This window comes from Myxococcus eversor (genome assembly GCF_010894455.1).
Taxonomy (GTDB): Bacteria; Myxococcota; Myxococcia; order Myxococcales; family Myxococcaceae; genus Myxococcus; species Myxococcus eversor.
The window spans coordinates 113,578-127,785 of the sequence record NZ_JAAIXY010000006.1 but is presented as its reverse complement, the minus strand read 5'-3'; the positions used below and the strand labels follow the sequence as shown (position 1 = coordinate 127,785).

The window sequence follows — 14,208 nt, the reverse complement described above, 5'->3', positions numbered from 1 at the left end:
GCCCGGAGGTATCCGGGAACGCAACCCGTCAAAAATTCACGACTGGGCGTGACCTTCGCCAATGCGGAGTGTCACACAAGCGCCCAGAAACACGGGGAGTTTTTCACGCCCCCGGCACACGTGTAAAGCCGAGAAACGGCATCCATCCACTGTCGGGCAGATGCCGGATGCCTCCCTGGCGGGTTCTCAGGCCTGGGCGGGGGCCTGCTTGCCGCCCGACGGCTTGTCCAATCGCCCGCGCGGCCGGCGCACGAGCCTCAGGCCCGTCCACGTCGAGTCGATGACGCAAATCTTGTTGTCGACCAGGCCGATATCCAGCGCCGCCTGGCGCACGAAGTCCTCGGAGAGGTTCGTCTTCACGCCCTCGCCGCCGGGCCAGCAGACCCAGATGCCGCCGGTGAGGGCCATGGCGCGCGCCAGCGCCGGCAGCCGCTGCACCAACTCCTGGGCGTCCTGGGAGAAGAAGAGGATGACATCCAGGCCCGTCACCGCCGTAATCAGGAACTCCACCCCGTCCGGCAGCGGATTGAGCTTCTGCACGAAGCCGCGCGGCGGGTTGATGACGGAGACCTTGGAACCGGCCCGGATGCCCAGCATGGCCGGCAGGGATGCCAGCGCGTAGGGCGTCATGATGTGCGCTCCACGAAGAAGTGACTGTACTCGCCGGTGGCCTCGGCGTCCGTGTGCCCGACGCTGTCGACTCGCGCCTGGGACGGACCCCGGTGACACCAGCGGATGAATTCTTCCATCATTCCCGGCTCACCCTCCACCACCGCTTCCACGGAGCCGTCCGGGCGGTTGCGCACCCAGCCGACCAGGCCCAGGCGCGTGGCCTCCACACGGGCGCTCTCCCGGAAGAAGACGCCCTGCACCTTGCCCTGGATGCGCAGCGTTGTCCGCCGCGTGCCGCCCATGGACTGAAAGCCTCACCCTCTGGCGTCCGTCTGCAAAAGCTGCAGGAACGCTTGCTCGTCCAGGATTCTTACCCCGAGTTCCTGGGCCTTCTTCAGCTTGGTGCCGGCATCGTCCCCGGCCACCACGAAATCGGTCTTGCGCGAGACACTTCCGGCCACCTTCCCACCCCGACGCTCCACCTCCTCCTTGGCCTGGTCCCGAGTCATACCCGTCATCGAGCCGGTGAGCACCACCGTCTTTCCGAGGAAGGGGCCGCCGGTGCTCACCTGGGGCGGGGCGGGGGAGACCCCGGCGTTGAGCAGGGCGAGGATGGCCTCCCGGTTCTGGGGCTCCTGGAAGAAGGCGTGGATGACCTGGGCCATGACGGGGCCCACATCCTTTACCCGGGTGATGTCGTCCAGTGAGGCCTCGAAGAGCTGGCGCACGTCGGGGAAGCCCTCGGCGAGCGCCTTGGCTGTCGCGTCGCCCACGTGTCGGATGCCCAGCGCGTAGAGGAAGCGGCGCTGGGTGGTGCCCTTGGAGTGCTCCAGGGACTCCAGCAGGTTGTCCGCGCTCCTGTCGCCCATGCGCTCCAGCGTCAGGAGCTTCTGCTTGGTGAGCGCGTACAGGTCCGCGAAGGTCTTCACCGTGCCGGTGGCCACCAGCTGCGCGGCCAGCTTGTCGCCCAGGCCCTCGATATCCATGGCGATGCGGCTGGCGAAGTGGCGGATCTTCTCCACCAACTGCGCGGGGCAGGACGCGCCGGTGCAGCGGATGACCGCGCCGTCCTCGTCCTTCACCGCGGCGGCGCCGCAGACGGGGCAGTGCTTGGGGAACTCGAAGGGCTGGGAGCTCGCCGGACGCTTGGAGAGCACCGTGGAGACAATCTCTGGAATCACGTCGCCCGCGCGGCGCACGAAGACGGTGTCGCCCTTGCGCACGTCCTTGCGGCGCAGCTCGTCCTCGTTGTGCAGCGTGGCGCGCGACACCATGACGCCGCCCACCTTCACGGGCTTGAGGTGTGCCACCGGGGTGAGCGCACCGGTGCGGCCCACCTGGATGCCGATGTCGAGCACCTCCGTGGACTCCTCCTCCGGAGGGAACTTGTAGGCCACCGCCCAGCGGGGGCTCTTGGAGACCTGGCCCAGCCGCTTGCGCTGGTCCTCGTCGTCCACCTTCACCACCATGCCGTCCACCTCGAAGGGCAGCTCATGGCGGCCCTTCAATGAGGCGTCATAGGCCTGGCGCACGCCGTCGATGCCCTCCGCGCGCACATAGCGGTTGATGGGCAGGCCCAGCGACTTCAAGTACTCCAGCTTCTCGATGTGGGACTTGAACGCGGGCACGCCCTCGGTGGGGACGCACTCGTAAAGATAGACGGAGAGGGGGCGCGCGGCCGTCTCCTTCGGGTCCAACTGGCGCAGGCTTCCGGCCGCCGCGTTGCGAGGGTTGGCGAACAGCGGCTCGCCCTCCTCTTCGCGCTTCTCGTTGAGCTTCTGGAAGTCCGCCTTGCGGATGAAGACCTCGCCGCGGACCTCCAGGAGCGCGGGCACCTTCACGCCGTCCAGGGGGAACAGCTCCATGGGCAGGCTGCGGATGGTGCGCAGGTTGCCCGTGACGTCCTCGCCCGTGGTGCCGTCGCCGCGCGTGGCGCCCTGGACGAAGATGCCCTTCTCGAAGCGCAGGGCGATGGCGAGCCCGTCCAGCTTGGGCTCGCACACGTAGGTGACAGAAGGCTGACCCAGCAATTTGCGCACGCGCTCGTCGAACTCGACCAGGCCCTCGTCCTCGAAGAGGTTGGCGAGCGAGAGCATGGGGACGCGGTGGACCACCTGGCCGAACTCGTCGGCCGCCTCGCCGCCCACGCGCTGGGTGGGCGAGTCCGGCGTCTGCAGGGAGGGGTGCTGCTCCTCCAACCCCTGCAGCTCGCGCATCAGCGTGTCGTACTGGATGTCGCTGATCTCCGGCGAGTCGAGCACGTAGTAGCGGTGGTTGTGGTGGGCCAGCTCACGACGGAGCTCGCGGGCTCGTGCTTCGGCGGTCTTGAAGTCGTCCACGGTGGGCGGTCCTTACCCCAAATCGCCCCCAGCGAGGGCGTGTCCAGTGCCGCGCAATCTAGAGCGTCCCCCCGACATCGCGTCGAGCCCGCCGCCGGACGTCCGGGCCTGGGGGTTCGCATACGCCCTGGGACGTAGGCTGGGAATCGCGCGGCGGGTGAGGGCGCGTCCCGAGCCGTGGTGCGGGGCTGCCCGGGACACCGGAGGCATGGGCTCACGGAGCGCGAAGAGACCTTCCGGGTCCTGTCCCCGGGTCCGAAGTGTCCCTGGTGACGGTGGAAATGTCTGACGTCGGGCTCATGTTGCTCCAAGAGGAAGAGTCCGCGCCAAAGCCCCGCAAGATGCCTTGACAGGCCAGGAGGGGGTCAATAACGTCCCCGCGCGGTTCATTGGCGCAGGAGTTTCGACGGCGCCATCTCTTCCCCAAACCACCGGCCCGCGCCCGCGCAGTCCCGTTCAGGGATTCCGGTACGGCTGTCCTCCTGGAAGGTGCTTCCGAGGCCGCGCGGAATCTCCCCCGGCAATCGAGCGTCCGAGTCCTCGGGCACCCCACCAATCCCCAAGCGTTCCAGACATGCGCAAAGCCCGTACTTCGAGAGAGAAGGCCGCCGACGTCGTTGTTCCCGTCGAGGCCGACGACAAGCCCCGTCGCAAGCGCGCGGCGGCGAAGACCGCCGAAAGGGAAGAGACCGAGAAGCCCTCCCGCACCCGTCGCCCCCGCCGCGACGAGGAAGTCAGCGCGGAGCCAGAGGCCGAGGTGAGCGCCGAGCCGCCCCGTCCGGTCCTGACCCCCATTTCCCGTCCCGTCCGCGACGACGACATCCAGGAGGCGCGTCTTTCCTCTGGAGAGGACGATTCGCCGGCGGCCACGCTGCCTCCCGCGCCGGAGGTCCCCGACGCGCCCGCAATCACGGAAGTCAGCCGCGACGGCGCGCCGATGCAGGTCATCAAGCTCAATGACCTGAAGCGGATGAAGATCACGGACCTGTCCAAGATGGCCCACGACGTGGGCATCGAGAACTACCAGGGCCTGAAGAAGCAGGACCTCATCTTCGCGCTGCTCGGCGGCATCGCCGACAAGCGCTTCGAGGTCCACGCCGAAGGCGTGATGGAGATGCTCAGCGACGGCTTCGGCTTCCTGCGCAGCTCCGACAGCGACTACCAGCCCAGCCCGGACGACATCTACGTGTCTCCGTCGCAGGTGCGCCGGTTCAACCTGCGCCCTGGCGACACGGTGACGGGTCCCATCCGCCAGCCCCGCGAGGGCGAGCGCTTCTTCGCGCTCCAGAAGGTGGACAAGGTCAACTTCACGGACCCGATGTCGGACGCGGCGCGCGAGCGCATCCTGTTCGACAACCTCACGCCGCTGTATCCGACGCGCAAGCTCAAGCTGGAGCACGAGTCGTCGGAGATGACCACGCGCATCATCGACATGTTCTGCCCCATCGGTCTGGGACAGCGCTGCCTCATCGTCGCCCCGCCGAAGGCCGGCAAGACGGTGCTGCTGCAGAACATCGCGCACGCCATCAGCCGCAACCACCCGGACGTGTACCTCATCGTGCTGCTCGTGGATGAGCGCCCGGAAGAAGTCACGGACATGGAGCGCAGCGTGCGGGGCGAAGTCGTTTCCTCCACCTTCGACGAGCCCGCCACGCGGCACGTGCAGGTGGCGGAGATGGTCATCGACAAGGCCAAGCGCCTCGTCGAACAGAAGTACGACGTCTGCATCCTGCTCGACTCGATTACGCGTCTGGCGCGCGCCTACAACACGGTGGTGCCCGCGTCCGGAAAGATTCTCTCCGGCGGCGTGGATGCCAACGCGCTGCACAAGCCCAAGCGCTTCTTCGGCGCCGCGCGCAACATCGAGGAGGGCGGCTCGCTGACCATCATCGGCACCGCGCTCATCGACACCGGCAGCCGCATGGACGAAGTCATCTTCGAGGAGTTCAAGGGCACGGGTAACTCCGAAATCGTCCTGGACCGGAAGCTGATGGAGAAGCGCATCTTCCCGACGCTGGACATCAACAAGTCCGGTACGCGCAAGGAGGAATTGCTCTTGTCACCGGGCGATCTCGTGCGCATCACTGCGCTGCGCCAGGTGCTCCATCCGTTCACGCCCATCGACGCGATGGAGTTCGTGCTCAAGCACATGCGTCCGACGCCGACGAACGCTGACTTCCTCGGCTCGATGAACCGATAAGCCCAACACCCCTCGGAGGGTCCATGTCTCGTTCCATGTTCGTCCGGCTGTTTCCCCTGCTCATCGGGGTGTCACTCGGAGGTGGACTGGGATGCGATGTGGACCCGCTGGGGCCGTTGGATGACGCGCCTCCGGTGCTGTCCGACCGCACCTGCTACTCGGATGACGACTGTGTCGCCAATGCCTGCTGCGGGGATGGCACCGCCGTCACCCACGTGGACGAGGGCCCGAACTGTCGCGGTGTGAGATGCACGGGTGAGTGCCCGGAAGGCTCCATCGACTGCGGACGCTGCATCCCCTTCTGCCGTGGGGCCCGCTGCGACGCCGCCTGTCAGTGAGGTGACTTGCGTTGCCTCGTGGCTTTCGTGCCTTCAGGTGGGCTGCGAAGCTGGGGCGGTGACGACGACCGAGCTGGAGTGGGAGCGGCGCATCGCGGAGCTGTGGGCCTCTTTCGATGGCCAGGCTCCGGGTGGCTTTCTCGCACGTGTCGAAGCGCTGTCGGCGGAGCTGCCCGTGGGGCATCCGCGCGCGCTGTTCGAGCGGGCATCGGCCCATGACTCGCTGGGGCAGGAGGCGTTGGCCGCGCCGCTGTATCGACAGGCCTTGGCGGCGGGGCTGAGTGGCGGGCTTCGCCGTCAGGCCGTGATTCAACTGGCCAGCACGCTGCGCAATCTGGGCGAAGTCGAGGAGAGTGTCGCGCTCCTCACGGCTGAGCGGGCTACTGGTTCTGATGAACTCGATGACACCGTGTCCGCGTTCCTCGCGCTGTCGCTCGTGGATGCGGGGCGCGAGAGGGAGGCGGTGGGGCTGGCGCTCGGGGCGCTGGCGCGTCATCTGCCTCGCTACAACCGCTCGCTCGCGAACTACGCCAAGGCGCTCGGAGGTGGGGCTCCGTAGGCGCCCCGTGAGGCGAAGAGGCGCTCAGGCCGCTGGCGTCTGTTGCCCGGTGGCGCCGGAGACAGGCTCGGAAGCAGGGAGCGTCACCACCGACTGCGGCTGTGCCTTGAGGCGGGCGTAGTCGAAGCAGGCCACCAGGATGGCGGTGATGGGCACGGCGAAGAGCGCGCCCACGAGGCCGAAGAGTCGCTCTCCCGCGATGAGGGAGAAGGCGACGATGACCGGGTGGATGCGCGCGGCCTGCCCCATGATTTTGGGATTGAGGAAGTACGCCTCCACCGCGTGGATGCCGATGATCCACACCAGGATGGCCAGGCCCTTCTTGAAGCCATCCGCCATCGCGATGAGGACGATGGGCACCGAGCTGAGGATGGTGCCGAAGATGGGGATGAGGCTGAAGAACGTGGCGATGGTGGCGAGCAGGAAGGCGAACTTCACGCCGAAGAGCAGCAGCCCCACGAAGGTCAGCGCGCCGTTCACGACGCAGATGGTGACCTGGCCGCGCACCACGCCGGACAGGGAGCGGTCGATTCGCTCGGCGAGCTGCCTCGCGTCGTGGGCGTACTCGGCGGGGACCAGGGTGCCGCAGTACCGGCGGATGGCCTGACCGTCGATGGAGAAGAAGGCCGCGACCATCAACACGAAGAACAGCGTGAAGACGCCCGCGGCGACTCCCGCGATGATGCTGCGGGACACGCTGACGATGTCGCCCAGGTTCTCCTGCACCAGCGACGAGACGCGCTTCACCGCGTCACTCAGCAACTGCTCCAGGTCCAGCGCGAGGCTGAAGTGTCCGCTGCCCGCCGCGTCCGCGCCCTCCAGCGCCCGGTTGGAGAGGGCCACGGGGATGCCGTAGTCGCTGAGCCACGTCTCGCCGCGCTGGGCGAGCACCTGCACCTGTTCCGGCGTGAGCGTGTTGGCCAGCGCCATCGTGTCGCGGCTGACGCGAGCCATCTCCCGGTAGAGCTGCGGCACCAGGGCCACGAGGAAGAGGTACACGCCGACGAAGAAGCCCGCGTAGATGAGCAGGATGGCCGCCCAATGAGGGACTTTGCGTCCGGCGACGTTCAGCCGGGTGATGCGCGCCACGAGCGGCTGCACCAGGTACGCGATGAGCGCCGCGCCAGCGAAGGGCATCACCACCGAGCGGAACGTCACCAGGGCCGCCGCCACGACGAGCCAGAGGGCTCCCAGGATGAGCAGGCGCTTGCGGCGGTCGGTGGTGGGCGTCGGAGGCGGAGTGTCCAGGGGCTGCAACATGCCTCGGGCTTACGGCAGTGCCCGCGCGCTGACAAGGCCCGGTGCCCCAGGTTCTCGTTCACCCTCGATGCTCGGCGCCTACTCGTTCCGATGTGGCGGAAAGTTCGAGGTCCCAGCTTTCCGAGGGAGGGGACTGCTCACGCCTGCTTGCAGCGCCTGACTTCGAGTCAGGTTTTCAAGCAGACTTCGAGGAGTTTTCCGCTGGCTCAGGAGGGGCGTGGTGGCAGGCAAGACCATCAAGTTGTTCTTCGTGGATGGGGACCCCAGTGGTCTGCGGGTGGCGGACGTCATGAACTGGGCGGGCATCGCCCTGGCCGTTCCTCGCAACCACCTGCCCCAGTTCAAGGCGCGCAGGGAGGCGGATCGCCCAGGCGTATACGTCCTGCTCGGTGATGATCCGGACGTGGTGGGGGAGGTTCGCGGCTACATCGGCGAGGCCGAAGCCCTCGGTCAGCGGCTCGCCCAGCATGCTCGGGACTCCGCGAAGGAGTGGTGGACCGAGGCGGTGGTCTTCACGTCGAAGGACGGCAACCTCACGAAGGCCCACGCGAAGCATCTGGAACTCGCCCTGCACAAGCTCGCCAGCGGGGCGGCTCGGGTCAATCTGACGAATGGCGTGGTTCCTTCGGGTGCCGCGCTCCCCGAGTCGGACCTGGCCGACATGGAGAGCTTCCTCGAATACGTGCGACTCACGCTTCCTCCACTGTCGGGACGCGCGGGACAGATGCTGGAGCCGCGCAGTGGGACGCGGACGAGCGGGCCCGAGTTCACCTATTCGGTGCTCCAGGCCCAGGCTCGAATGCGGAGGTCCTCCGAAGGATATGTCGTGCTGCGCGGGTCGACGGCGGTTCGGAAGATCTCCGACTCGCTGTCGAAAGGATATCGGGCGATCCGCGAAGGGCTCATCCGCGATGGCACGCTGACACTTCGAGAATCCGATGACCTGATGGTCTTCAGCGCGGATGCCGTCTTCACCAGTTCCTCGGCGGCGGCAGGAGTGGTCGCGGGCTCTTCCCAGAGTGGACCTGCTGGGTGGAGGCTGCCGGATGGGACGAGCTTGGGCGCGGTGGAGGCCGCCGAACTCGAGTAGCCATCGCCTGCTGCGGCGTGTGTCGTTCCAGGGGAACTCGTTGTCGCCGATGCCCCGCGTCGAGCAGCCGAGTCTACCCGTAGGCAATGCTTACGCCTGGGCGCCCTGGGCGAGCCGGAGCTTCGTCTCCAGCTTGTCCAGGCAGACCTGCATCTGTTTGCGTTTCACGCGGCCCTCGGTGGCTTCTCCCAGGCTCAGCATCTGCTCGGTGATCCACCGTGCGAGGAACAGCAGGGCCAGCCGGTCATCCGGCGCCAGCCCTCGCTCCAGGTAGCGCTTGTTGCGCATGTAGTCGTCGAACGCGTCCGTCTCGTGCGCCAGCTCCCACCGCGTCAGCCTCAACGCCTCCGCATAGACGGCCGGCGTGGGACGCGGACGCGGCTCGGTGAACAGCGGAGCGAAGTGGCCTCCCGTGTCCAGGTCCACCTCTTCCACCGGCGGCGGCCACGTCTGGAGGTCCTGCGCGAGCAGCTTCGCCACCTCCTCCACGAAGTGGTCCATGAGCGGCACGGGCTTCAGGTCGAAGAGGCGGTCCCAGCGCGAGGGCATGTTCCCTCTCTACCTCAAGAGGCGGACGGTGACACCGCGCGCAGGCCCTGCACGCACTCGGCATAACCGGCGCTCAGCTCGCGTCGGACGACTTCGTAGACGGCCCGCCGGGTGAGCAGCGCCCCGTGTCCCACGTTGGACAGCTCATGGTTGAACACGTTCGGCTGGCCCTCCACGTCCAGCCGCGCCGACGTCCACGGCGTCACCTCGTCCACCTTCGAGTAGACCGACGTCAGCCTCACGTTCCTCGGAAACGCCCCGGTGCGCAGTTGCTTCAGGAACGGCGACACGGGCGTGAGCTGCCACATGCTGCGACTGAACCACCCGAGCGTCGCGCAGCCCAGGTACGCCAGCCGCGAGCCCTTGTGTGGCGTCCCCAGGGTGATGAGGTTCTGCACCCGCGCATCGCCGCCCAGGCGCTTCACGTAATACATCCCGATGAGTCCGCCCTTCGAGTGGCCGACGATGCTCAGCGGCCCCATGTGCGGATATCGCGCGTACATGCGCTCGACCTTCTCGCGCACCTTCTGCGCCAGCGCGTCGATGCCACACGTGTTGTACCGGTCCAGCGCACCGCCCAGGTGGATGGACCAGACGGAGTAGCCATCGCGCCGCAGCCGCTGCTCCAGCACCTCGAACACGCGGCGCGTGCTGAAGAAGCCGTAGAGCAACAGCACGGGCCGGGGGCACTGCGTGAAGTCCGTCTTCCGGACGATGTGATGGGTCCTCGTGTCCACATGCAGATGGGCCACGAGGTTTCGCAGTTGGCGCGTCCACCGGTGGTATCGCGGGACGAGAGGATTCATGGCGCACTCGGTCGGCGCACGGAGCGCCGTCCGGGTACAACCTGGGACTCGCCCCTTCGTTCCGCCGGGCTCGCGCGGAAGCCTCACCCCGCGAAACGCGTGCTGCTCAACGTCCGGCGTCGGACGTGCCCGGCCCAGCGTCCGGAACTCCACCATCCGCGGTGCCGCCATCCGTCCCGCCGTCACCCGTCCCCGTCACGCAGCACGTCGGCACCTTCTCGAAGTACAGCGCCGCCTGCGAGCAGAACGCTCGGATGTCGCGGCGGTGTGCCCCGCAGCCGGTGACGAAGCGGCCGTCCTCGCAGACGGGCGCGGGCGCCGTCGCCGGGTCACACGCTGTCAGGCTCCGCGCGCACACCGCCCGCGAGCGATAGAAGCGCGAGTCGCTCCGGTCCCCGGGCACGACGGCGCAGGTGGTGCCCTGGTCGCACTCCTGGAAGATGGCGCCAGTAGAGCAGGGGCCCACCGTGCAGGCCGTCTCGCAGTTGAGCGCCTCCGAGCCATCACAGCGAGGAGCCTGGGAGCACGGGTCTCCGTCCGAGCAGGCGGAGACGAGGAGGGCGAGCAGGAGCGACGTCAGGATGCGGGGCAAAGGAGGCCTCGGTGGGGGTCAGGTGAAGCGCTCCAGGAAGTTCATCAGGATTCGCCTCCCAGCGGGAGTGGGAGCCAGGCCCGCGAGCAGCCTTGGCACCTGCGCACCGGGCGCAATCCCCCTCGCCACGGCCTCCTGTTCCAGTCCCTCGCGTCTCGCGTGGATGACAGCGCGCAGTGCGTCCGGAGCCGCCTCCGGGTGGAACTGCACGCCCCGGACGTTGGGACGGAAGGCGAGCGCCTGCGCGGCCGTGTTGGCGTTGCCCGCGAGCACCGTCGCGCCCTCGGGCACCTGGGCGACGATGTCCTCGTGCGTCGCCTGGGCTGCGAAGACCTCTGGCACCCCGTCGAACAGCGCGTCCCGACGCCCCGCCTCGGTGAGCCTCACCTCCACCGTGCCCGTCTCCCGTCCCAGTGGATTTCGCGCCACCTGCCCACCGTACGCGCGCGCGAGCAACTGATGACCAAAGCACACTCCCAACACCGGCGTGCCCTTCTCCCCGGCCTCCACCATGAAGTCCGCGACGCGCTCCATCCACGGCTCCAGCCGCGTCACTGACAGAGGAGAGCCGGTCATCATCACCGCGTCATACGCATGCGCGTCCCGTGGCAACGGCGCGTCGCGGTGCACCGGGAGGATGTCGAACCGATGGCCCTCCAGTCCGATGGTGCTCAGGAACCACTGCTCGTAATCACCCACACTGAGGCGCACCGACTCCGCGGCCTCACCCGCTTTCAGCAACAAGACGTTCTTCACCACCGCAGGTTGCCGCGTCTGGACGTCATTCCTACCCTGTCGTGCCACCTGTGTTCGCTCCTGGCCAATCCGTCTGGAACGCCCCCGTGTGCCCCGAGGAATCCCCATGCTAGACGCCCGCTCGCTCTCCCCCCGGCTGCCCGTCCTGCAACTGCTCATCGATGGGCAGGGCGTGGACCCCGTCGAAGGGGGCTTTCTCCCGGTGGTGAATCCCGCCACGGGTGAGAAGGTGTGCGACGTACCCAGCGCCACCGCCGCCGACGTGGACCGCGCGGTAAAGGCCGCCCGTCGCGCCTTCGAGTCCGGCCCGTGGAGCAAGATGTCCGCCCGCGAGCGCGGCAAGCTCATCCGCAAGCTCGCCGACCTGCTGTGGCAGCGCCGCGAGGAGTTCGCGCTCGTCGAGTCGCTCAACAACGGCAAGACGTTCCGCGACGCCGTCCGAGGCGACGTGGCCCCGGGCGCCGGCACGCTCGCGTACTTCGCGGACTGGGCGGACAAGATTCACGGCGAGGTGCTCCCGGTGGACGGCCCCTTCCACACCTACGTGCTCAAGGAGCCGGTGGGCGTGGTGGGCCTCATCGTCCCGTGGAACTACCCCACCTGCATCCTCTGCTGGAAGCTGGGACCCGCGCTCGCCGCCGGCTGCACCGTGGTGGTGAAGCCCTCCGAGATGACGCCGCTGACGGCGATGAAGCTGGGTGCGCTCGCGCTGGAGGCGGGCTTCCCTCCCGGCGTCCTCAACGTCGTCACCGGCTACGGAGACCCCGCGGGCGAGGCGCTCGCTCGGCACCCGGACGTGGACAAAATCTCCTTCACCGGCTCCGGCCGCACCGCGCGCCGGCTGATGCAGGCGTCGGCGGGCAGCAACCTCAAGAAGCTGACGCTGGAGCTGGGCGGCAAGAGCCCCCAGGTCATCTTCTCCGACGCGGACCTGGAGCGCGCCGTGGAGGCGTGCTTCTGGGGCATCTTCGGCAACAAGGGCGAGACGTGCAACGCGGGCAGCCGCGTGCTCGTGCAGGAGGGCATCTACGACGACTTCGTGGGCAAGCTGGCGGAGCGCGCGCGCAAGCTGCGCGTCGGTGACCCGCTGGACCCGTCCACGGAGATGGGCGCGCAGGTGAGCCAGAAGCAGCTCGACACCATCCTCGGCTACGTCGAGAGCGGTCGTCAGCAGGGCGCGAAGCTTTTGGCCGGTGGCGAGCGCGACACGGAGAGCATCAAGGCGAAGGGCTACTTCATGCGGCCCACCATCTTCGGCGACGTGAAGCCGGACATGAAGATCGCCCAGGAGGAGATTTTCGGTCCGGTGCTCAGCTGCCTTCGCTTCCGTGATGACGCGCACGCGCTGGAGCTGGCCAACGGCACGCTGTACGGCCTGGCCGCGTCGCTGTGGACGCGCGACGTGGCGAAGGCGCACGCGCTGGCCCGCAAGGTGAAGAGCGGCGTGGTGTGGATCAACTGCTTCAACGAGTTCGACGATGCCGCGCCGTTCGGCGGCTACAAGGAGTCTGGCTGGGGCCGCGATTTGTCGCACCACGCGCTGGAAGGCTACCTCCAGTGCAAGGCGGTGTGGACGCGGCTGCCGACGGACACCTGAGCACTCCCTCACCCCAGGAAGGAAGGTCCCGATGCCGACCCGTCCCAAGGCGAAGGTACTCACGCATCCGACCGTGGCCCGCCGGGCCCGCGCCAAGGAGCGCGGAGGCCCCGTGCGCGGCGGCGCCGTGCCCCGGGACTCGGGCGGCACCGACACGCTCAAGCGCTGGCTCGACGACAACGGCGTGAAGAAGGTGAAGGTCGGCGCCATCGACATCGACGGTGTCTGGCGCGGCAAGTACATCTCCCTGGAGAAGTTCCTCAGCGCCGCCAAGGGCGGCCTGGGCTTCTGCGACGTCGTCTTCGGCTGGGATTTGGGCGACGAGCTGCTCGACAACACCCAGGTGACGGGCTGGCACACCGGCTACCCGGATGCGCACGCGACGGTCGACGTGACGACGGGGCGGGTGATTCCGTGGGAGCCCGACACCGCGGCCTTCCTGCTCGACTTCGTCAATCCGGACGGCACGCCCTTCGAGGCCAGTCCCCGGCAACTGCTCCAGAAGATCGCCACCCGCGCGAGGGAGCAGGGCTACCTGCCTCGCTTCGGCGCCGAGTATGAATTCTTCATCTTCAAGGAGCAGCCGGACTCGCTGAAGCAGAAGGGCTTCCAGGACCTCACGCCGCTGACGCCCGGCATGTTCGGCTACTCGTGGCTGCGCACGTCTCAGAACGCGCCGCTGGTGCACGCGCTCATCGACGGGTGCAACGGCTTTGGCCTCAACATCGAGGGCTTCCACACCGAGACAGGGCCCGGCGTCTTCGAGGCCGCCATCCGCTACGACGACGTGGAGCGCTCGGCGGACAAGGCGGCTCTCTTCAAGACAGTGGTGAAGGAGCTGTGCTCGCGCCAGGGCCTCACCGCGTGCTTCATGGCCAAGGTGAACGCGAAGCTGCCGGGGTGCTCGGGGCACGTGCACCAGTCGCTCTGGGACATGAAGGGCGAGCACAACCTCTTCTACGAAGAGGACGAGCCGCACGGCATGAGCCGCCTCATGCGCCACTACATCGGCGGGCAGATAGCGCTGATGCCGGAGCTGACGGCGCTCTACTGGCCCACCATCAACAGCTACAAGCGCAGCGTGGAGAACACCTGGGCGCCCACCACCGCGGCATGGGGCCTGGAGAACCGCACCTGCGCCGTGCGCGTCATCGGTGAGAACGCCAAGGCGATGCGGATTGAATACCGCCAGCTCGGCGCGGACATGAACGCGTACATCGGCATGGCGACGAGCCTGGCCGCGGGCCTGTGGGGCATCGAGAACGAAATCGAGCCGCCGCCCGCGTGCAACTCCAACGCGTACGCGTCTCATGAGGCCGCGCCGCTGCCGCGCAACCTGAAGGAAGCCGTGGCCTTGCTCAAGCAGAGCGAGCGCGCCCGGGAAATCCTGGGCGAGGGCTTCGTGGACCACTTCGTGCGCACGCGCGAGTGGGAGGTGCGCCAGTACGAGCGCGCCGTCACCAGCTGGGAGTTGGAGCGCTACCTGGAGCTCATCTGATGAGCCCGAGGG

At 67.8% G+C, this 14,208-nt stretch carries 14 protein-coding genes; 6 read left to right on the top strand and 8 right to left on the bottom strand.

What is annotated here, in order from left to right; all coding sequences use genetic code 11:
* Positions 1-186: 186 nt before the first annotated feature.
* The 3 genes from G4D83_RS14055 to ligA are packed head-to-tail and all read right to left on the bottom strand — an operon-like array spanning position 187 to position 2,951.
* Positions 187-630 (bottom strand): DUF3052 family protein, encoded by a 444-nt coding sequence (locus tag G4D83_RS14055; protein WP_141645932.1) that lies wholly within the window; start codon positions 628-630, stop codon positions 187-189.
* The gene (locus G4D83_RS14050; RefSeq protein WP_163865252.1) at positions 627-914 is read right to left on the bottom strand and encodes an acylphosphatase; all 288 of its coding nucleotides are present in this window, start codon (positions 912-914) and stop codon (positions 627-629) included. The genes G4D83_RS14055 and G4D83_RS14050 overlap by 4 nt, the downstream gene beginning before the upstream one ends.
* A 12-nt stretch (positions 915-926) precedes the next feature.
* On the bottom strand, positions 927-2,951 hold the full coding sequence (ligA, locus tag G4D83_RS14045) for an NAD-dependent DNA ligase LigA (protein WP_163865251.1): 2,025 nt from the start codon (positions 2,949-2,951) through the stop codon (positions 927-929).
* A gap of 574 nt (positions 2,952-3,525) precedes the next feature.
* On the opposite strand from ligA, the gene rho reads away from it, so the two are divergent.
* The 3 genes from rho to G4D83_RS14030 are packed head-to-tail and all read left to right on the top strand — an operon-like array spanning position 3,526 to position 6,048.
* Positions 3,526-5,151: a transcription termination factor Rho gene (rho, locus tag G4D83_RS14040; RefSeq protein WP_176433262.1), complete on the top strand. Its 1,626-nt coding sequence runs from the start codon at positions 3,526-3,528 to the stop codon at positions 5,149-5,151.
* Between the two features lie 23 nt (positions 5,152-5,174).
* On the top strand, positions 5,175-5,489 hold the full coding sequence (locus tag G4D83_RS14035) for a hypothetical protein (protein ID WP_163865250.1): 315 nt from the start codon (positions 5,175-5,177) through the stop codon (positions 5,487-5,489).
* A gap of 58 nt (positions 5,490-5,547) precedes the next feature.
* On the top strand, positions 5,548-6,048 hold the full coding sequence (locus G4D83_RS14030; RefSeq protein WP_163865249.1) for a tetratricopeptide repeat protein: 501 nt from the start codon (positions 5,548-5,550) through the stop codon (positions 6,046-6,048).
* 24 nt (positions 6,049-6,072) lie between these two features.
* Here the strand turns inward: G4D83_RS14030 and G4D83_RS14025 are convergent, their stop codons facing one another.
* Positions 6,073-7,308, bottom strand: a complete 1,236-nt coding sequence (locus tag G4D83_RS14025) for an AI-2E family transporter (RefSeq protein ID WP_163865248.1) — start codon at positions 7,306-7,308, stop codon at positions 6,073-6,075.
* Positions 7,309-7,528: 220 nt separating this feature from the next.
* Between G4D83_RS14025 and G4D83_RS14020 the strand changes: the two genes are divergently transcribed.
* Positions 7,529-8,398 carry a GIY-YIG nuclease family protein gene (locus G4D83_RS14020; protein ID WP_163865247.1) on the top strand — a complete coding sequence of 290 codons (870 nt, stop codon included), beginning with the start codon at positions 7,529-7,531 and terminating at the stop codon, positions 8,396-8,398.
* A gap of 90 nt (positions 8,399-8,488) precedes the next feature.
* On the opposite strand, the gene G4D83_RS14015 is transcribed toward G4D83_RS14020, so the two are convergent.
* The 4 genes from G4D83_RS14015 to G4D83_RS14000 all read right to left on the bottom strand — a co-directional run bounded on the left by G4D83_RS14015 (position 8,489) and on the right by G4D83_RS14000 (position 11,149).
* Entirely contained in the window at positions 8,489-8,947 is a 459-nt protein-coding gene (locus G4D83_RS14015) for a hypothetical protein (protein ID WP_163865246.1), read from the bottom strand.
* Between the two features lie 14 nt (positions 8,948-8,961).
* The gene (locus G4D83_RS14010; protein WP_163865245.1) at positions 8,962-9,753 is read right to left on the bottom strand and encodes an esterase/lipase family protein; all 792 of its coding nucleotides are present in this window, start codon (positions 9,751-9,753) and stop codon (positions 8,962-8,964) included.
* 106 nt (positions 9,754-9,859) lie between these two features.
* A complete protein-coding gene (locus G4D83_RS14005) occupies positions 9,860-10,345 on the bottom strand; it encodes a hypothetical protein (RefSeq protein ID WP_163865244.1) in 486 nt (161 codons plus the stop codon).
* 18 nt (positions 10,346-10,363) lie between these two features.
* Positions 10,364-11,149 carry a glutamine amidotransferase gene (locus G4D83_RS14000; protein WP_240356316.1) on the bottom strand — a complete coding sequence of 262 codons (786 nt, stop codon included), beginning with the start codon at positions 11,147-11,149 and terminating at the stop codon, positions 10,364-10,366.
* Between the two features lie 58 nt (positions 11,150-11,207).
* Here G4D83_RS14000 and G4D83_RS13995 point away from each other — a divergent pair, with 58 nt between their 5' ends.
* The gene (locus G4D83_RS13995; RefSeq protein ID WP_163865242.1) at positions 11,208-12,698 is read left to right on the top strand and encodes an aldehyde dehydrogenase family protein; all 1,491 of its coding nucleotides are present in this window, start codon (positions 11,208-11,210) and stop codon (positions 12,696-12,698) included.
* Positions 12,699-12,729: 31 nt separating this feature from the next.
* Complete coding sequence (locus G4D83_RS13990; protein WP_176433268.1) at positions 12,730-14,196, top strand: glutamine synthetase family protein; 1,467 nt, start codon at positions 12,730-12,732, stop codon at positions 14,194-14,196.
* Positions 14,197-14,208: the final 12 nt, after the last annotated feature.